The 17,916-nt window shown below is 70.5% G+C and carries 18 protein-coding genes; 13 read left to right on the forward strand and 5 right to left on the reverse strand.

What is annotated here, in order from left to right; translation table 11 throughout:
* Position 1 precedes the first annotated feature (1 nt).
* From glmU to FLP10_RS13945, 4 genes are read left to right on the forward strand one after another with little or no spacing between them, the layout of a single operon-like run.
* Positions 2-1,444, forward strand: a complete 1,443-nt coding sequence (gene glmU / locus FLP10_RS13930) for a bifunctional UDP-N-acetylglucosamine diphosphorylase/glucosamine-1-phosphate N-acetyltransferase GlmU (protein ID WP_149161417.1) — start codon at positions 2-4, stop codon at positions 1,442-1,444.
* A gap of 32 nt (positions 1,445-1,476) precedes the next feature.
* Positions 1,477-2,454 carry a ribose-phosphate diphosphokinase gene (locus FLP10_RS13935; RefSeq protein WP_149161418.1) on the forward strand — a complete coding sequence of 326 codons (978 nt, stop codon included), beginning with the start codon at positions 1,477-1,479 and terminating at the stop codon, positions 2,452-2,454.
* A gap of 9 nt (positions 2,455-2,463) precedes the next feature.
* Positions 2,464-4,167 carry a long-chain-fatty-acid--CoA ligase gene (locus tag FLP10_RS13940; protein ID WP_149161419.1) on the forward strand — a complete coding sequence of 568 codons (1,704 nt, stop codon included), beginning with the start codon at positions 2,464-2,466 and terminating at the stop codon, positions 4,165-4,167.
* A gap of 1 nt (position 4,168) precedes the next feature.
* Positions 4,169-4,660, forward strand: a complete 492-nt coding sequence (locus tag FLP10_RS13945) for a hypothetical protein (RefSeq protein ID WP_149161420.1) — start codon at positions 4,169-4,171, stop codon at positions 4,658-4,660.
* On the opposite strand, the gene FLP10_RS13950 is transcribed toward FLP10_RS13945, so the two are convergent.
* Positions 4,657-5,034, reverse strand: a complete 378-nt coding sequence (locus FLP10_RS13950; protein ID WP_149161421.1) for a hypothetical protein — start codon at positions 5,032-5,034, stop codon at positions 4,657-4,659. The two genes, FLP10_RS13945 and FLP10_RS13950, sit on opposite strands and share 4 nt — an antisense overlap.
* 84 nt (positions 5,035-5,118) lie before the next feature.
* On the reverse strand, positions 5,119-6,585 hold the full coding sequence (gndA, locus tag FLP10_RS13955; protein ID WP_149161422.1) for an NADP-dependent phosphogluconate dehydrogenase: 1,467 nt from the start codon (positions 6,583-6,585) through the stop codon (positions 5,119-5,121).
* Positions 6,586-6,704: 119 nt separating this feature from the next.
* On the opposite strand from gndA, the gene FLP10_RS13960 reads away from it, so the two are divergent.
* The 9 genes from FLP10_RS13960 (at position 6,705) to FLP10_RS14000 (ending at position 15,699) form a co-directional block, all read left to right on the forward strand.
* Positions 6,705-7,058 carry a hypothetical protein gene (locus tag FLP10_RS13960; protein ID WP_149161423.1) on the forward strand — a complete coding sequence of 118 codons (354 nt, stop codon included), beginning with the start codon at positions 6,705-6,707 and terminating at the stop codon, positions 7,056-7,058.
* Positions 7,059-7,189: 131 nt separating this feature from the next.
* Positions 7,190-8,515: an ABC transporter substrate-binding protein gene (locus FLP10_RS13965; protein ID WP_149161424.1), complete on the forward strand. Its 1,326-nt coding sequence runs from the start codon at positions 7,190-7,192 to the stop codon at positions 8,513-8,515.
* A gap of 92 nt (positions 8,516-8,607) precedes the next feature.
* The gene (locus FLP10_RS13970) at positions 8,608-9,600 is read left to right on the forward strand and encodes a carbohydrate ABC transporter permease (RefSeq protein ID WP_149161425.1); all 993 of its coding nucleotides are present in this window, start codon (positions 8,608-8,610) and stop codon (positions 9,598-9,600) included.
* Positions 9,593-10,435, forward strand: a complete 843-nt coding sequence (locus FLP10_RS13975) for a carbohydrate ABC transporter permease (RefSeq protein WP_149161426.1) — start codon at positions 9,593-9,595, stop codon at positions 10,433-10,435. The genes FLP10_RS13970 and FLP10_RS13975 overlap by 8 nt, the downstream gene beginning before the upstream one ends.
* On the forward strand, positions 10,432-11,310 hold the full coding sequence (locus FLP10_RS13980; protein WP_246150030.1) for a carbohydrate kinase family protein: 879 nt from the start codon (positions 10,432-10,434) through the stop codon (positions 11,308-11,310). Before FLP10_RS13975 ends, FLP10_RS13980 begins: the two co-directional genes overlap by 4 nt.
* A gap of 24 nt (positions 11,311-11,334) precedes the next feature.
* Positions 11,335-12,288, forward strand: a complete 954-nt coding sequence (locus FLP10_RS13985; RefSeq protein WP_149161427.1) for an aldolase — start codon at positions 11,335-11,337, stop codon at positions 12,286-12,288.
* Positions 12,285-13,100, forward strand: a complete 816-nt coding sequence (locus FLP10_RS13990) for a DeoR/GlpR family DNA-binding transcription regulator (protein WP_168209203.1) — start codon at positions 12,285-12,287, stop codon at positions 13,098-13,100. The genes FLP10_RS13985 and FLP10_RS13990 overlap by 4 nt, the downstream gene beginning before the upstream one ends.
* Complete coding sequence (locus tag FLP10_RS13995) at positions 13,097-14,224, forward strand: tartrate dehydrogenase (RefSeq protein WP_149161429.1); 1,128 nt, start codon at positions 13,097-13,099, stop codon at positions 14,222-14,224. Before FLP10_RS13990 ends, FLP10_RS13995 begins: the two co-directional genes overlap by 4 nt.
* A complete protein-coding gene (locus FLP10_RS14000) occupies positions 14,221-15,699 on the forward strand; it encodes an aldehyde dehydrogenase family protein (protein WP_149161430.1) in 1,479 nt (492 codons plus the stop codon). Before FLP10_RS13995 ends, FLP10_RS14000 begins: the two co-directional genes overlap by 4 nt.
* A gap of 35 nt (positions 15,700-15,734) precedes the next feature.
* Here FLP10_RS14000 and FLP10_RS14005 read toward each other — a convergent pair whose 3' ends face one another.
* From FLP10_RS14005 to FLP10_RS14015, 3 genes are read right to left on the reverse strand one after another with little or no spacing between them, the layout of a single operon-like run.
* Entirely contained in the window at positions 15,735-16,745 is a 1,011-nt protein-coding gene (locus FLP10_RS14005; protein WP_149161431.1) for a sugar phosphate isomerase/epimerase family protein, read from the reverse strand.
* Positions 16,742-17,131, reverse strand: a complete 390-nt coding sequence (locus FLP10_RS14010; RefSeq protein ID WP_149161432.1) for a VOC family protein — start codon at positions 17,129-17,131, stop codon at positions 16,742-16,744. The genes FLP10_RS14005 and FLP10_RS14010 overlap by 4 nt, the downstream gene beginning before the upstream one ends.
* Before the next feature lie 13 nt (positions 17,132-17,144).
* The gene (locus FLP10_RS14015; RefSeq protein ID WP_149161433.1) at positions 17,145-17,873 is read right to left on the reverse strand and encodes an orotidine 5'-phosphate decarboxylase / HUMPS family protein; all 729 of its coding nucleotides are present in this window, start codon (positions 17,871-17,873) and stop codon (positions 17,145-17,147) included.
* Positions 17,874-17,916: the final 43 nt, after the last annotated feature.

Below are 17,916 nucleotides of genomic sequence, written 5' to 3' on the forward strand. Positions count from 1 at the left end.
CATGACCGATCAGAACCTCGCGATCATCGTCCTGGCCGCCGGTCAGGGCACCCGCATGAAGTCCGCACTGCCGAAGGTCCTGCACCCGCTCGCGGGCGCTCCGATCGTGGCGCACGTGCTCGCGACCGCGCGCGCCCTCGACGCCGCCGAGGTGCTCGCGGTCGTGCGGCACGAGCGCGACCTCGTCGCCGAGGCGATCGAGGCCGAGTTCCCCGGCACGTCGATCGTCGACCAGGACGAGGTGCCCGGCACCGGCCGCGCGGTCGAGCTCGCGTTCGAGGCACTGCCCGAGGGCTTCGACGGCGAGGTGCTGGTGCTGAACGGCGACGTGCCGCTGCTGAACGCCGACACCCTCGCCGCGTTCGTGCAGCAGCATCGCGCGGCAGGCGTCGCGGCATCCGTCCTCTCCGCCCGGTTCGCCGACCCGACCGGCTACGGGCGTATCGTGCGCGATGCATCCGGCGCCTTCGACCGCATCGTCGAGCAGAAAGACGCGTCCGATGCCGAGCGCGCGATCGACGAGATCAACGCGGGCGTGTACGCGTTCGGAGCGGGCGCGCTGCGCGACCAGCTCGCGAACCTCACCACCGAGAACGCGCAGGGCGAGAAGTACCTGACCGACCTGATCGGGCTGCTGCGGTCGGCCGGCAGCGAGGTCGAGGCGGTGCCGGTCTCGGAGCCGTGGCTCGTCGCCGGCATCAACGACCGGGCGCAGCTCGCCGAGACCGCCGCCCGTCTGAACGCGCTCATCGTGCGCGGCTGGCAGCTCGCGGGCGTCACGATCGAAGACCCTGCGACCACCTGGATCGACCTCGCGGTGCGCATCGAGCCCGACGCGACCATCCGGCCCGGCACGCAGCTGAAGGGCGCGACGCTCGTGCAGGCCGGCGCGATCGTCGGCCCAGACACGACGCTCGTCGACTGCGAGATCGGCCCGCGCGCCGAGGTCAAGCGCACGGATGCCACGCTCGCGGTCGTCGGCGAGGCGGCATCCGTCGGACCCTTCGCCTACCTGCGGCCCGGCACCGTGCTCGGCGCCGACGGCAAGATCGGCACCTTCGTCGAGACGAAGAACGCGACGATCGGGCACGGCAGCAAGGTGCCCCACCTCAGCTACATCGGCGACACCGAGATCGGCGTCGAATCGAACGTCGGTGCCGGCTCGATCACCGCGAACTACGACGGCGTGAACAAGCACCGCACCGAGATCGGCTCGCACGTGCGCACGGGGTCGCACGGTGTCTTCGTCGCGCCCGTTAGGATTGGTGACGGCGCGTACACGGGGGCGGGCACGGTCGTCCGAAAGGATGTCCCTGCCGGATCTCTCGCGGTGAACGTCGCGCCGCAGCGCAACATCGAAGGGTGGGTCCTCGCCCACCGGGCCGGCACTGCTGCCGCGGAGGCCGCGGCGCAGGCCGGGCAGGGCGAGAACGGCACCGACTGAGCCCGGCCGGGGCCGGCGGAAGGACAGCACACATGTCGGGAATCGAGACCGCCGGATCCAAACGACTGGTGCTGGTCTCGGGCCGTGCGCATCCCGCGCTCGCCGAGTCGATCGCCGAAGAACTCGGCAGCGAGCTCGTACCCACCGATGCGCGCACGTTCGCGAACGGCGAGATCTATGCGCGCTACGACGAGAGCGTGCGCGGTGCCGACGCGTTCGTGATCCAGTCGCACACGTCTCCGATCAACGAGTGGCTCATGGAGCAGCTCATCATGGTCGACGCGCTGAAGCGGGCCTCCGCGAAGCGCATCACCGTGGTCGCGCCGTTCTACCCCTATGCCCGGCAAGACAAGAAGGGCCGCGGTCGCGAGCCGATCTCGGCCCGGCTCGTGGCCGACCTGTTCAAGGCCGCCGGGGCCGACCGCATCATGAGCGTCGACCTGCACGCGGCGCAGATCCAGGGCTTCTTCGACGGCCCGGTCGACCACCTGTTCGCGATGCCGGTGCTGCTCAACGAGTTCAAAGAGACGCTCGACCCGTCGACGCTCACCGTCGTCTCGCCCGACATGGGCCGGGTGCGCGTCGCCGACATCTGGAGCGACAAGCTCGGTGCGCCACTGGCGATCATCCACAAGCGCCGCGACCCGCTGGTGCCGAACCAGGTCTCGGTGCACGAGATCGTCGGCACGGTCGAAGGCCGGGTGTGCCTGCTCGTGGACGACCTCATCGACACCGGCCGCACCATCGTGAAGGCGGCCGAGGCGCTGAAGGCGAACGGCGCCACGGGCGTCGTGGTCGCCGCGACGCACGCGGTGTTCTCGCCGCCGGCGGTCGAGATCCTGCAGTCCGACGTGATCGACCGCGTCGTCGTCACCGACACCCTGCCGGTCCCCGAGGACAAGCGCTGGGACCGTCTGACGGTGCTCCCGATCGCGCCGCTGCTGGCGCGCGCGATCAAGGAGATCTTCGAAGACGGCTCGGTGACGAGCATGTTCGACGGCGCCGCGTAGGATGCATCGGTGAGCACCACCTCGACCCCGCGTCCCTGGCTCGATAGCTACGCCGAGGGGGTGCCCGACGACATCGACGCCTCCGAGGGGTCCCTCTACGACCTCATCCGCGAGTCGGTCGCGCAGTACCCCGACCGACCCGCACTCGAGTTCTTCGGCCGCGAGACGACCTACGCCGACCTCGGCGCGCAGATCGAACGGGCCGCCGAGGGGCTGCGGCTGCTCGGCGTGCAGAAGGGCGACCCGGTGGCGATCGTGCTGCCGAACTGCCCGCAGCACATCGTCGCGTTCTACGCGGTGCTGCGGCTCGGCGCGATCGTCGTCGAGCACAACCCGCTGTACACGCCGCGCGAGCTGCGCCACCAGTTCGAAGACCACGGCGCGCGCGTGGCGATCGCGTGGGACAAGACGGTCGAGACCATCCAGGGCTTCCCGGCGGATGTCGCGGTGCCGACGGTCGTCTCGGTCGACGTGACCCGGGCGATGCCGTTCGCGACCCGCGCGGCGCTGCGGCTGCCGATCGCGAAGGCGCGCGAGTCGCGCGACGCCCTCACGACGAAGGTGCGCGGCACGGTGCGCTGGGAGCAGCTGGTCGAGGCCGACCCCATCGACCCGCACATCTTCACGCCCGGCGTCGACGATGTCGCCCTCATCCAGTACACGAGCGGCACGACGGGCAACCCGAAGGGGGCGACCCTCACGCACGGCAACCTGCTCGCGAACGCGGCGCAGGCGCGGGCCTGGGTGCCGCAGGTGCCGCGCGGCACCGCGGTCGTCTACGCGGTGCTGCCGATGTTCCACGCGTACGGGCTCACCCTCTGTCTGACGTTCGCGATGAGCATGGGTGCGCGGCTGGTGCTGTTCCCGAAGCCCGACCCCGACCTCATCCTGAAGGTCGTGAAGAAGCGCCCGGCGACGTTCCTGCCGGCGGTGCCGCCGATCTACAAGCGGCTCACGCAGGCCGCCGACGCGCAGGGCGTGTCGCTCGCGGGCATCCAGATCGCGATCTCGGGTGCGATGGCGCTGTCGACCGACGTGGTCGAGCCCTGGGAGGAGCGCACCGGCGGATACCTCGTCGAGGGCTACGGTCTCAGCGAGTGCTCGCCCGTGCTGATGGCCAACCCGGTGGCCGACAACCGCCGGGCGGGCACGGTCGGCCTGCCGCTGCCGTCGACCGAGTGCCGAGTGGTCGACCCCGACCACCCGATGACGGATGTCGCGCCCGGCGCCGAGGGCGAGCTCATCGTGCGCGGTCCGCAGGTGTTCCAGGGCTACTGGAAGAAGCCCGAGGAGACCGAGGCGGTGTTCGTCGACGACCCCGACGGCGGTTCGCCGTGGTTCCGCACGGGTGACATCGTCGCGATCGACGACGCCGGGTTCGTGCGCATCGTCGACCGCATCAAGGAGCTCATCATCACCGGCGGCTTCAACGTCGCGCCGACCGAGGTCGAGGACGCGATCCTGCACCACCCCGACGTCGAGGACGCGGCGGTGGTCGGCGTGCCCGACGAGCACTCGGGCGAGCAGGTGGTCGCGGTCGTCGTGCTGCGCGAGGGGGCCGCGTTCGACCCCGAGGCGATCCGTGCGTTCGCGCGCAACGGGCTCACGCCCTACAAGGTGCCCAAGCGCGTCGTGCAGGTCGCCGAGCTGCCGAAGTCGCAGATCGGCAAGGTGCTGCGCCGCCAGGTGCGCAACGGGCTCCTGAACGGCTGAGATGGGGTTCCTGTCGGAGGGAACGGCCGCGGCGCTCGCGCGCCTCGTCGCGCTCGACGACGCGGATGCTCCGCCGCTCGAGCGGCTCCGAGGCATCCGCTCGCTCGTGGCCGCCCTCGAAGCCGACCCGGCCGCGCTCGCCGCGGTGCGCGAGGCGCTCGCGTCGGGTGCGACCTGGGAGGACGTCGCGGATGCTGCGGGCCTCAGCCCGTCCGCGGCGAAGTACCGCTGGGCGGGCGATGACGACGCCATCGCCGACCGGCAGGAGGCGAGCCGGCGGCGCAAGCGCCACCGGCCGTCGTCGAAACCCGCCGACCTGCCGGGGCTCTCGGTCGCGGAGGCGGCGAAGCAGCTGGGTGTGACCCCACAGGCGATCTACCAGCGGGTATCGCGCGGCCAGCTCGAGGCGCGCACCGTCGAACTGCCCGACGGGCGCAGCTACAAGCGGGTGTTCCCGGCGCCCGATGAGGATACGACGCGCCCCGAGGGTTAGATATCGCGCCCCGGCCCGTCGATGAATCGCGGCGGCCCGGGGATCACGCCGAGGTTCGCGACGAGCCGGCTGTCGTGGGGCGACTCGGCGTAGCAGAGCCATCCCGGTCCGCCGGGGCCGAAGAGATCGAACGCGACGTGCGCACCGGTCGAGCCGGCGTCGAACGCCCGCGCGACGGCGACGCACGAGCGTGCTGCGGCGTTGTACGCCACGCCGTACAGCGACAGCACGATCGGCAGCACCATCGCCGCGAGCGCGACGAATACGACGCCGCGCAGCATCCGTCGCCGTCGGTCGCCGCGCGCCGGCCACTCGTCGTCGTCGGCGGCCGCGAGCTCGGGATGCCAGTCGTCAGCCGTCGAGTCGTTGCTCATGGGAGCACCATCGTAGCCCGCGATGGCGCTCCCATGGGTGCGTGGTGCGAGCGTTCAGTGCGGCTGGGCGCTCGTCGGGTGCGCTCAGTGCCAGCTGGGCTCGGTCTCGATCTCGGTGCGATCGCCCGACCAGAGCGTGTGGAACACGCCGTCCTTGTCGATACGACGGTAGGTGTGCGCGCCGAAGAAGTCGCGCTGCCCCTGGATGAGCGCGGCCGGCAGGCGCTTCGCGCGCAGGCCGTCGTAGTAGGCGAGCGACGATGAGAACGCCGGGGTCGGGATGCCTGCGCCCGCGGCGATCTGCACGACGCGGCGCCAGCTCTCCTGGGCACCTGCGATCGCGTCGCGGAAGTACGGCGCCACGACCAGCGCGACGAGGCTGGGGTCGTCGGCGTACGCCTCGGCGATGCGGTTGAGGAAGCGCGCGCGGATGATGCATCCGGCTCGCCAGATCTTCGCGATCTCGCCCTTGTCGATGTTCCAGCCGAACTGCTCGGCGCCCGAGATGATCTCGTCGAAGCCCTGCGAGTAGGCGATGATCTTCGACGCGTACAGGGCGCGCCGCACGTCCTCGATGAAGGCGTCGGCGTCCTCGGGCGCGACCGTCCACGCCTCGGCCGGGCCGGGCAGGTCGGCGGATGCCTCGCGCTGTGCGGCCTTCGACGACAGCGAGCGGGCGAACACGGCCTCGGCGATGCCCGAGGTCGGCACGCCCAGGTCGAGGGCGTTCTGCACCGTCCAGGCGCCGGTGCCCTTCGCGCCCGCGGCGTCGAGGATGACATCGACGAGCGGCTCGCCGGTGGCGGCGTCGACCTGGCGCAGCACCTCGGCGGTGATCTCGATGAGGTAGCTCTCGAGTTCGCCGGTGTTCCACGCGGCGAAGATGTCGGCGATCTCGGCCGGGCTCTTGCCGGTGCCCTGGCGGATGAGGTCGTACGCCTCGGCGATGAGCTGCATGTCGGCGTACTCGATGCCGTTGTGCACCATCTTCACGAAGTGGCCGGCGCCGTCGGTGCCGACGTGGGTCACGCACGGCTCGCCGTCTTCGGGGGCCTTCGCCGCGATCGTGCGCAGGATCGGGCCGAGGGTCTCGTACGACTCGGCGGTGCCGCCGGGCATGAGCGACGGGCCGTTGAGCGCGCCCTCTTCGCCGCCCGAGACGCCCATGCCGACGAAGTGCAGGCCGTGCGAGCGCACCTCGGCCTCGCGGCGGATGGTGTCGTGGAAGTTCGCGTTGCCGCCGTCGACGATGATGTCGCCCGGCTCGAAGCGGGCGGTGAGTTCCGAGATGACCGCGTCGGTGCCCTTGCCGGCCTGCACCATGATGACCGCCGTACGCGGCTTCTGCAGCGAGGCGACGAACTCGTCGTAGCTCTCGGACGCGATGAAGCCGGCCTCGGGGTGCTCGTCGACCAGGGTGCGGGTGCGTTCGGGGGAGCGGTTGAACACGGCCACCGTGTTGCCCTCGCGGCTGGCGAGGTTGCGGGCCAGGTTCGAGCCCATGACGGCGAGGCCGACGACCCCGATGTTGGCGCTTGCGGTTTCAGGCACGGAGAACTCCTCGGGAGAAATGCGGGATGAGTCCAGCGTAGTCGGGCGGTGTGTTGCGTTGCGCGGCGTTGCGCGGAGCGACCGAGAATGTGAGTTTCCGAACCAGTAGACTGGCAAATGTGTCAACGACGACCTCTCCTGCCATCCGTTCCCGCGAGTTTTTCCTGTGGGCCCTCGGCGTTGCGGGCGCCGGCATCGCGCTCGCCCTGATCGTGCGACTCGTGCCGAGCGATGCGGTGCATCGGGCCGGGGTGATGTTCATCCCCTTGCTGGTGCCGATCGTCGCCGTGCTCGCCGTGGTTTCGGTGGTGTACGGCGTGATCGCCCTCGTGCGGGCGGGCAGGCGGGCCGGATCCGATCGACTGCCGGTGATCGTGTCGACCGTCGGGTCGGTGCTGCTCGTCCTGTTGCTTCCGGTCTTGGTGGCTGCCGCCCAGCTGCTCGTGGTCCTCGTGGGCGGGCTCGTCGGGTGACGCCTGCAGCGCGCGCAATCGCACGTAGAATGTTCTATTGACAACATTTTTTGTGAGTGTTTCAATGGTGACCTCGAAGGGGAGCCGGTCCTGCAGCTCCCCGAAGCCACCTCACCCAGGGAGTTCGCTCAATGAAGATCCGAATCCTCACAGCGGGCGCGGCCGTGTTGGCACTCACGGTCGGTCTCGCCGGATGCGCCCAGAGCGGCGAGAGTCCTGCGCCGACCGACGCCAGCAAGCCGTACGCGGGCACCACCATCAAGTACTGGGCCACGAACCAGGGCCCCAGCCTCGACGCGGACGTCGAGATCCTCCAGCCCGAGCTCGACAAGTTCGAGGAGCAGACGGGCATCACGGTCGACCTCGAGGTCATCCCGTGGAGCGACATGACGAACAACACGCTCGCGGCGGCCGTCTCGGGCCAGGGCCCCGACGTCGTCAACATCGGCAACACGAACGCCACCACGCTGAACACGACCGGCGCATTCCTGCCGTTCGAGGGCGAGGACCTCGACGCCGTCGGCGGCAAGGACAAGTTCCTCGAATCCGCGTGGCAGACGACCGGGCCCGAGGGCGTTGCGCCGACGTCCCTGCCCCTCTACAGCCAGGTCTACGGCCTCTTCTACAACAAGGCGCTCTTCGAGGCGAAGAACCTCGAGGCGCCCACCACGTGGGAGGAACTCGTCGACGCCGCGAAGGCGATCACCGACCCCGCCACCGACACCTGGGGCATCGTCGCGCCGGCCGGCACCGTGAACGTGGCCATGCACATCCAGTACATCTTCACGGCCCAGGCGGGCGGCTCGCCGTTCGACAAGGCCGGTGAGCCCGACTTCGTCACCGACGAGAACATCGCGGGCGTACGCCAGTACCTCGACCTGATGTCCGAAGCCAAGGTCATGAACCCGTCGAACGCGCAGTTCACCGACGGCACCCAGGCGACCAGCGAGTTCGCGGCGGGCAAAGCGGGCATGTACATGGCGCAGACCGGCAACGTGGCGGCGCTCCAGGCCAACGGCATGGACCCGTCGCAGTACGGCGTCGTGCCCGTGCCGGCTCCGGCGGGCGGCGACGAGGTCGGCAGCTTCATCGCCGGCACGAACATCTCGGTCTTCAAGAACACGAAGCACAAGGAAGCCGCGCTCGAGTTCGTGAAGTTCATGACCAGCCCCGAGGTGTCCGAGACCCTGAACAAGGCGTACGGCACGCTGCCCCCGCTGAAGGACGTCCCCGCCTCGGCCTATGAGGACTTCCCCGAGCTCATGGACATGTGGAGCCTGATCCTCGCCGACCACGCCATTCCGATGTCGCAGGTGCCGACCGTGTCCGCCTACCAGGCGAACGTCGGCGGCGGCGTGGTCGCGCTCTTCGCCGAGGCGGCGACCGGCGCGACGCCCACCGACGCGGATATCGAAGCGATGCTGAACGAGGCGCAGCAGAAGATGGCCACCAGCTGACGGGCCGCGCCGGCGGTCGCCGGCGCGACCTCCGACCTCACCGGCGCCGTCCCGGCCCTCCGGCCGGGACGGCGCCCACGACAGGAGAACGAATGTCAAGCACACTCGTCGAGCACGAGGCCGCAGCGAAGGCGCCGCGTCCCGTCACGACCGGTACGCCGTCCCCGCGACGTTCACGACGGCTCAGTTGGGGCCGGATCACTCCCTACCTGCTCATCCTGCCGGCGATCGTGTTCGAACTGCTCGTGCACGTGGTCCCGATGGTGGTCGGCGTCTGGATGAGCTTCATCCAGCTCACGCAGTTCTACATCACCAACTGGCTGAGCGCGCCGTTCGTCGGATTCGGCAACTTCCAGATCGCACTCGACTTCCAGAACCCGCTCGGCGCCCAGCTCGCGCGGTCGTTCGGCGTGACGCTGGCCTTCACGATCCTGACCGTCGGGTCGTCCTGGCTCTTCGGCATGGCGGCCTCGATCGTGCTGCAGCGCAGCTTCCGAGGACGCGGGTTCCTGCGCACGCTCTTCCTCATCCCCTATGCGATCCCCGCGTACGCCGGCATCATCACGTGGAAGTTCATCTTCCAGCGCGACACTGGCCTGCTCAACGAACTGCTCGTCGACAATCTGCACCTCACCGACACCGCGCCGTTCTGGCTCATCGGCGACAACGCCTTCTGGTCGCTCGTCATCGTCTCGGTCTGGCAGCAGTGGCCGTTCGCGTTCCTCATGACGATGGCCGGCATGCAGGGCATCCCCGAAGAGCTCTACGAGGCGGCCGCGATCGACGGCGCGAGCGTCTGGCAGCAGATGCGCCACATCACGCTCGGACTCATGCGGCCGATCAACTCCGTGCTGCTGCTCCTGCTGTTCCTGTGGACCTTCCGCGAGTTCAACACGCCATTCGTGCTGTTCGGCGCCAGACCGGCCGACAGCGCCAACCTGCTGGTCGTGAACATCTACCAGAGCTCGTTCATCCAGTGGAACTTCGGACTCGGCGCCGCGATGAGCGTGCTGCTGATGCTCTTCCTCATCCTCGTCGCCGCACTCTGGGCGGTCTGGAACAGAAAGGTGCGCCGCGATGCATGAGCCGCGCTCGTTCAAGATCTTTCGCTGGGTGGTGCTCGTTCCGCTCGTGCTGTTCACGGCCGTGCCGCTGTACGTCATGATGTCGTCGTCGCTGAAGCCCCTCGGCGACGTGCAGGGTCCGTGGGAGTGGTGGCCGAGCGAGTTCACCATCCAGCCGTTCATCGACATCTGGTCGACGGTGCCGCTCGCGCACTATTTCTGGAACAGCCTCGTCGTCTCGGTCTGCGCCACGGCCGCGAGCGTGATCATCGCGATCTTCGCCTCCTACGCGATCTCCCGATACCGCTTCCGCGGTCGCGGTGCGTTCTCGGGCGTGGTGCTGTCGACGCAGATGTTCCCCGGCATCCTGTTCCTGCTGCCGCTGTTCATCATCTTCGTGAACATCGACCGCGCGCTCGGGTTCCAGCTCTTCTACCAGACCCAGGCCGGGCTCATCGTGACGTACCTCACATTCACGCTGCCGTTCTCGATCTGGATGCTGGCGAGCTACATGGACGGCATCCCGCGCGACCTCGACGAGGCCGCGCGCGTCGACGGCACGACGGCGATGGGCGCGCTCTTCCGCGTCGTGCTGCCGTCGGCCCGGCCCGGCATCATCGCGGTCGCCGTGTACTCGTTCATGACGGCCTGGGGCGAGATCCTGTTCGCCTCGCAGATGACGAACAACGAGACCCGCACGCTCTCGATCGGTCTGCAGGCCTACTCCACCGAGGTCAACGTGTACTGGAACCAGGTGATGGCCGCATCGCTCGTGGTGAGCGTGCCGATCGTCGTCGGCTTCCTGATCCTCCAGCGCTACCTCGTCGCCGGCCTCACGGCGGGGGCCGTCAAGTGACCGCCGTGCCGACCGTGGTCTGCGTGGGCTCGGTGACCGTCGACACCATCGCGCTGGTCGATGTGCTGCCGGGTCGCGACGAGCGAGTCGTCGCCGAACAGTTCGTCGTGGCGGGCGGGGGGCCCGCCGCGACGGCCGCCGTGACGCTCGCGCGACTCGGCGTGCCGGTCGGGTTCGCAGGCGTGGTGGGCGACGACGAGGCCGGCCGCGAGGCGCGGGCCGCGCTGGAGTCCGAGGGCGTCGACACGACCCTGCTGCGCATCGATCGCAACGCGACGACGGCGCGCAGCGTCGTGCTCGTCGAACGCGGCTCGGGCGCGCGCACGATCGTCACGTCGGCGTCGGCTGAGCCGGTGGCCCGTGACATCCGTGATCTCTCGGCCGACGTCGAGTGGCTGCACGTCGACCAGACGGGGTATGCGGCCGCTCGGGCGGCCATCGTGGAGCGGCCCGGTCTGCGACTCAGCATCGACGACGGCAACCCCGTCGACTCGCTCGACCTGGCCGGCGTGCAGCTCTACGCGCCGACGCTCGCGGTGCTCACCGCGCGGTTCGGCGCCGATCCGGCGACCGCGTTGCGCGCCGCGCGCGACGCGGGGGCCTTCCGAGTCGTCGCGACCTCCGGGTCCGACGGCGCCGAGGTGCTCGACGGCGACGCCGTCGTGCACGTGCCCGCCGTCGAGGTCGAGCCGGTCTCGACGCTCGGCGCCGGCGACGTCTTCCATGGCGCACTCCTCGCGGCCGTGGTGCGAGGCTCGCCGCTGGTCGAGGCCGCGGCCGCGGCGGCCGCGGTGGCAGCCCAATCGACTCACGCCCTCGACGGGCGAAGCGCCGTCCCGTTCGCGGCGGATCCGATCTCGACCTCCCGGCCTTGAACCGGTGAAAGGGGAACCACGACCATGACCTCGCACGACACCGTTCCGGCGTCGCCCGCACCCGGGCTCGCACTCGCCGACGGCGGCTTCGCGATGCTCGCGCTCGACCAGCGCGAATCGCTGCGCCGGATGTTCCCGCTCGTGCACGGCCGCGAGGTCGACGACGAGACGCTGCGCCGGTTCAAGCGCGACGCGCTCGACGTGCTCTCACCGAAGGCGTCGGCCGTACTGCTCGACCGCCTCTACGCGCTCGACGACCGGCGCCCGGCCGAACTCGCCGACGACACCGCGCTGATCCTGGCCGTCGATGTGCTCATCCAGCCTCCCGGGCTGCCCGTCTCGGGCACCGAGCTCGATCGCGAGGTCACGCCGGAGTTCGTGGAGCAGGTCGGCGCCGACGCGCTGAAGCTGCTCGTCATCTGGCGCGAGCGCGACTCGGCCGACGAGCGGGCCGAGCTCGTGGCATCCTTCCTCGAACTCGCCGAGCAGTCCGGCGTCGTGAGCCTCGTCGAGGGCATCGTGCGCCCGTCCGATGGCGACTACTGGACCGACCATGCCGAGCGACACGAGGCGATCCTCGCCGCCGCGGCGGAGCTCGGCGGCTCCGGCACCACGATCTACAAGGCCGAAGTCCCCGGCTACGTGCCGGGTGACGTATCGCTCGTCCGCGAGCACGCCGAACGGCTCACCGCCGCTGTGCCCGTGCCGTGGGTCGTGCTGTCGAACGGGGTCGCGCAGGACGACTTCGCCGACGCTCTGCGCGAATCGGTCGCGGGCGGGGCGAGCGGATTCCTCGCCGGTCGCGCGATCTGGAGCGACACCGTCGCCGAACTCGACCCGTCGGCCGCCCTGCGCACGCGCTCGACCGCGCGGCTCGACGAACTCGGGCGCATCGTGTCCGAGGCGCGCGGCGCCGACGGCACCGGCAACCGCCCGGCTGGTGGTACACCGGACAGCGGAGAGAGGGGAACGCCGTGAACGAAGAGCGGTTCCGCTATACGTCGGCGCCCGAGCGCCGCGAGCGCCTGCTGCAGTACATCGCCGAGCAGGGGTACTGCACGATCGCCGAGCTGTCGAAGGCCTTCTCGGTGTCGGAGATGACGATCCGTCGCGACGCGCAGAAGCTCGTCGAGCAGGAGCTGGTGCGCGGGTTCCGCGGTGGCGTCGGCTCGCTCAGCAAGCAGGACCTCACAGGCAGCGACTACCGGTTCCGCGACATCGCGCACGCCGCCGCGAAGCACGCGATCGCCTCGGCGGCGGTGGGCATGGTCGAGCCGCACTCGGTCGTCGCGATCGACGCAGGCACGACGGCGAACCAGTTCGCGCAACTGCTTCCGGCCGACCGCGACATCAAGGTCATCACCAACTCGTTCCCCGCCCTCGCGAGCCTCGTCGGCAACCCGGGCGTCGAGGTGAGCTGCCTCGGCGGCACGCTGCATCCCGAGTCGTTGTCGTTCGACGGGCCCGCGACGCTCGCCGGCATCGAGAACATCCAGATCCAGACGCTCTTCCTCGCAGCGAGCGGCATGAGCGATCGCGGTGCGTTCTGCGCGAACGGCTTCGACGCCATCACCAAGCGTGCGCTCATCGATGTCTCCGAACGCGTCGTACTGCTCGCCGACTCGACCAAGTTCGATGCGCACGCGATGGTGCGCATCTGCGACTGGGACGTCGTCGACCGGCTCATCGTCGACGACGGCATCAGCGAGGCGCAGCAGCACATGTTGCGCCAGCAGGGCGTGCAGGTCGAGGTCGTGCCCGTGAACGAATCCGTCGAGGCGGTCTCGTGAGCGGGACGCGCATCGCGGTCGTCGCCGGCGACGGCATCGGCCTCGAGGTGCTGCCGGCCGGCATCCGGGCCGTCGATGCGGTCGCCGAGGTGCATGGACTGCGTCTCGACTGGCACCACCTCGACTGGGGCTCCGAGTTCTACCGGCGACACGGCCGGATGCTGCCCGTCGACGGCCTCGAGGTGCTCGCCCAGCACGACGCGATCTTCCTCGGCGCCGTCGGCGTGCCCGACATCCCCGATGTCGAGACGCTGTGGGGGCTGCTCATCCCGATCCGCCGCGCGTTCGAGCAGTACATCAACCTGCGGCCCGTGAAGACACTGCCCGGCGTCACCAATCGGGTGCGCACCGACGAGGTGATCGACCTCATGATCGTGCGCGAGAACAACGAGGGCGAGTACTCCGAGATCGGCGGGCGCGCCTACCGCGGACTGCCCGAGGAGGCGGCCTTCCAAGAGAACGTGTTCACGCGCAAGGGCGTCGCGCGGGCCGCGCGCTTCGCCGCCGAACTGGCGGTCTCGCGTGGCGGCAGGCTCACCTCGGCGACCAAGAGCAACGGCATCGTGCACACCATGCCGTTCTGGGATGAGGTCGTGCGCGACACGCTGACGGACTACCCGTCGGTCGAGCTGCGCAGCGAGCTCATCGACGCGCTCGCGGCCTCGCTCGTGCTGCATCCCGAGCGCTACGACGTGATCGTCGCGTCGAACCTCTTCGGCGACATCCTCTCCGACCTCGCGGGCGCGGTGACCGGGTCGATCGGCTCGGCCCCGAGCGCGAACCTGAACCCCGAGCGACGGCACCCGTCGATGTTCGAGCCCGTGCACGGGTCGGCGCCCGACATCGCGGGGCAGGGCATCGCGAACCCGATCGGCCAGATCTGGAGCGGCGCGATGATGCTCGACGCGCTCGGCCACCGCCCCGCCGCCGCCCACCTCACCGCCGCGTTCGAGCACGTGCTCGCCGAGGGCGTGCGCACGCGCGACCTGGGCGGCACCGCCTCCACCGAGCAGTTCACCTCCGCGGTCGTCGCCGCGGTCGGCGGGCTCGCCGACCGCTACCTCGGCACGGATGCCGACGCCGATGCCGTGGTCGATGCGGATGTCGCGGGAGTCGCGTCGTGAGCGCTGAGCCGCAGGTGCGATCGGATGCCGCGGCGCAGGTGGATGGAGCGGGGCATCCGCTTCGCCGTCAGTCCCTCTTCATCGACGGTGACTGGGTCGACGGGCAGGGCACCCGCGAGGTGCGCGACCGCTGGACGGGCGAGCCGATCGCGATCGTCTCCGAGGGCGATCCCTCGCTCGCGACCGCGGCCGTCGATGCGGCCGCTCGGGCGCTGCTGACAGCGTTCCCGATCCCCGACCGGTCGCGCGTGCTCGCGGCGGCCGCGGCGGAGATCGCCGCGCGCGCCGAGGAGTTCGCCCAGGCCATCACGGCCGAGACGGGCAAGCCGATCACCGCCGCCCGCGGCGAGGTCGGGCGCGGCGTCGAGACGCTGACCTGGGCCGCCGAAGAGGCCAAGCGGCTGCCGGGCGAGACCGTGCGCCTCGACGCGATCGCGTCGGGCGCCGGCACCATGGCGTTCACCGTTCCCGAGCCGCGGGGTGTCGTCGCGGCGATCACGCCGTTCAATTTCCCGCTCAACCTGGTGCTGCACAAGGTGGCGCCGGCGATCGCGGCCGGATGCTCCGTGGTGCTGAAGCCGTCGGACAAAGCGGTCGTCGTCGCCGGCCTGTTGGCCGAGGCGTTCGAGGCGGCAGGGCTTCCAGCGGGACGGCTCAACCTCGTCACGGGCGCGCCGGCGCGGGTCGTCGAACCGTGGCTCGCCGATCCACGGGTCGCGGTCGTCACCTTCACCGGGTCGAGCGCCGTCGGCTGGGACCTCAAGCGCCGCTCGCCCGAGAAGCTGCACGTGCTCGAACTCGGCTCGAACACCGCGCTCGTGGTGACCGACAGCGCCGACGTCGACCGGGCCGCCGCCGATGCGGCGACCGCGGCGCTCGCGAACTCGGGCCAGGCGTGCGTGTCGCTGCAGCGCATCTACGTGACGCCCGGCATCGCCGCGCGCTTCACCGCGGCGCTCGCCGAGCGCTTCGGCGCGACGCCGATCGGCGACCCCCGCGAGGAGTCGACCGTGGTCGGGCCGCTCATCACCGACTCCGCCGCCGAGCGGCTCGCCGCGACGATCGCCGCGTCGGTCGCGGCCGGCGGCCGCGTGCTCGCCGGCGGGTCGCTCGAGGGCGGCGTGCTGCAGCCGACGCTGCTGGCCGACGTGCCCGCGAGCGATCCGATCGTCTGCGAAGAGGCGTTCGGCCCCGTCGCGAGCGTCATCGTGGTCGACGACCTCGACGCGGCGATCGCCGCGGTCAACGACTCCGACTATGCGCTCAACACCGCGATCCACACGTCGAACCTCGGCGAGGCGATGGCGTTCGCCGAGCGGGCCGAGGCGGGCAGCGTGCTCGTCAACCTGCCGCCGTCGTACCGCGCCGACCACATGCCGTACGGCGGCGTGAAGGGCTCGGGGCAGGGCACCGAGGGCGTGCGGTATGCGATCCACGAGCTGGTGCGCGAGAAGCTCGTGGTGCTGAAGCCGTAAGGCTCACGGACTCCGCTCGGCCGAAGGCCCTCGGCCTACTCGTCGTGCTGCGCGAAGACCGAGTCGAAGGCGGCCTGCGGGCGATCCCACAGCAGCGATCGCACGTGCGCGAGCGCGGCGGGCGCGCCCTCGTAGCGGCTCATCCCGGCGTCCTCCCACTCGATCGAGATCGGGCCGTCGTAGCCGATCGCGTCGAGCGCGCGGAACGCGTCTTCGAAGGGCACGTCGCCGTGGCCGGCTGACACGAAGGTCCAGCCGCGCCGGGGGCTGTCCCAGGGCAGGTGCGAGCCGAGTCGCCCGACCCGCCCGTCGCGCGCCCGGATGCGGGTGTCCTTGCAGTCGACGTGGTAGATGCGATCGGCGAAGTCGACGATGAAGTTCGCGGGGTCGATGTCCTGCCAGAGCATGTGGCTCGGGTCCCAGTTGAGGCCGAACGCCTCGCGGTGGTCGATCGCGTCGAGCGCGCGCCGGGTGGTGTAGGAGTCGTACGCGATCTCGGACGGATGCACCTCGAGCGCGAAGCGCACGCCCTCGGCGTCGAACACGTCCATGATCGGGTTCCAGCGGCGGGCGAAGTCCTCATAGCCGTCGTCGATGACGGTCTGCGGCACGGGCGGGTACATCGCGATGTAGCGCCAGATCTTCGAGCCGGTGAAGCCGGTCACCACGTCGACGCCCATGCGCCGGGCGAGCCGTGCGGTCTTCTTCAGCTGCTCGGACGCCCGCGCCCGCACGCCCTCGGGGTCGCCGTCGCCCCAGGTGCGCGGGCCCACGATCGCCTCGTGACGGAAGTCGAGCGGGTCGTCGCACACCACCTGGCCCTGCGCGTGGTTCGACAGCGCCCACACCTTCAGGCCGTGCCGCTCGAGCAGGTCGAGGCGGCCCTGCAGGTACGCGTCGTCGTCGAGCGCGCGGTCGACATCGAGGTGCTGGGTCTTGCAGGCGATTTCGAGGCCGTCGAAGCCCCAGTCGGCGGCCAGCCGCACGACCTCCTCGAAGGGCAGATCCGCCCACTGGGCGGTGAAGAGGGTGACGGGGCGCTTCATCGCAGTGCCTCCAGGAACTCGAGTCGGTTGCCGAACGGATCGCGGGCGTGGAATCGGCGGTGGCCGGGGAACCGGTCGTCGGGCTCGACCGCGATGCCGTGCTCGGCGAACCGCGCCGCGAGCGCGTCGAGGTCGTCGACGAGGATCGCGGGGTGGCTCTCGGCGTTCGGTGCGAACTCGGGATCGGGGATGGCGTGGATCTCGATGCCCGACGACCCGCCGACCGCATCGGGCTCGGAGCGGAACCAGGCGCCGCGGCTGCGGTCCATGGTCTCGGGCTTGGGCACCTCGACCAGACCCAGCACGCCGACGTAGAACGCGCGCGCGGCGTCTTCGGCGCCGACCGGGTGGGCGAACGCCGAGTGGTGGAGTCGGACGAAGCTCACGAGGCCACCGCCGTCATCGTGCCACCGGCGTCTCGTGCACGCGCGCGATCGCGTCGGCGAGGATCTTCGGCATGTCGCCCTCGTTGATCGTGAAGCCGACCTCGTCGCTGATCGCGAGCGGCGCCCCGAACACGACGACGCCCGCGCCGATCGTCGGGCAGCTGACCGCCTGGTCGATGCTGAGGCCGCCGACCGCCTGCACCGGCACGGTCGTGGCCGCGACGATGGCGGGCAGGTCGGTGAGCGGTGAGAGCCGCAGCTCGGGGTGCATGCCCCGGTGGTCGTGCCCGATGTGGTGCAGCACCATGCCGACGCCGAGCGCCTCGAGCCGGCGCGCCTCGGCGACCCGATCCGGTGCGGCGATGTCGTCGCCCATGACGAGCACGTCGAAGTCGGCGCCCGCCTCGCACACCCGCTGGATCGTCGCGTCGTGGGCGCGCGACATCACGACGACGGCGTCGGCGCCGGCCTCGGCGTACATGCGCGCCTCGCCGTACCCGCCGTCCATGATCTTCAGGTCGGCGACGAGCGGCGTGTCGGGGTACTCGGCGCGGAGCCTCCGCACCGCGTGCGCGCCCTCGGCCATCGCGAGCGGCGTGCCGATCTCGAGCCAGTCGGCTCCGGCCTCCATCGCGATCGCGGCCATGCGCAGCGCGTCGTCGAGGTTCTTCAGGTCGAGCGAGACCTGCACGATGCCGAACTCGAGGTCGGATCGCTGCAGGCCCCGGATGCGGCGTGCCATGCGGATGGTTCCCTTCGTCTGGGGTGGAGCGTCGGTGATGCGG

Origin of the sequence: Agromyces intestinalis (assembly GCF_008365295.1) — a bacterium.
GTDB lineage: Bacteria > Actinomycetota > Actinomycetes > Actinomycetales > Microbacteriaceae > Agromyces > Agromyces intestinalis.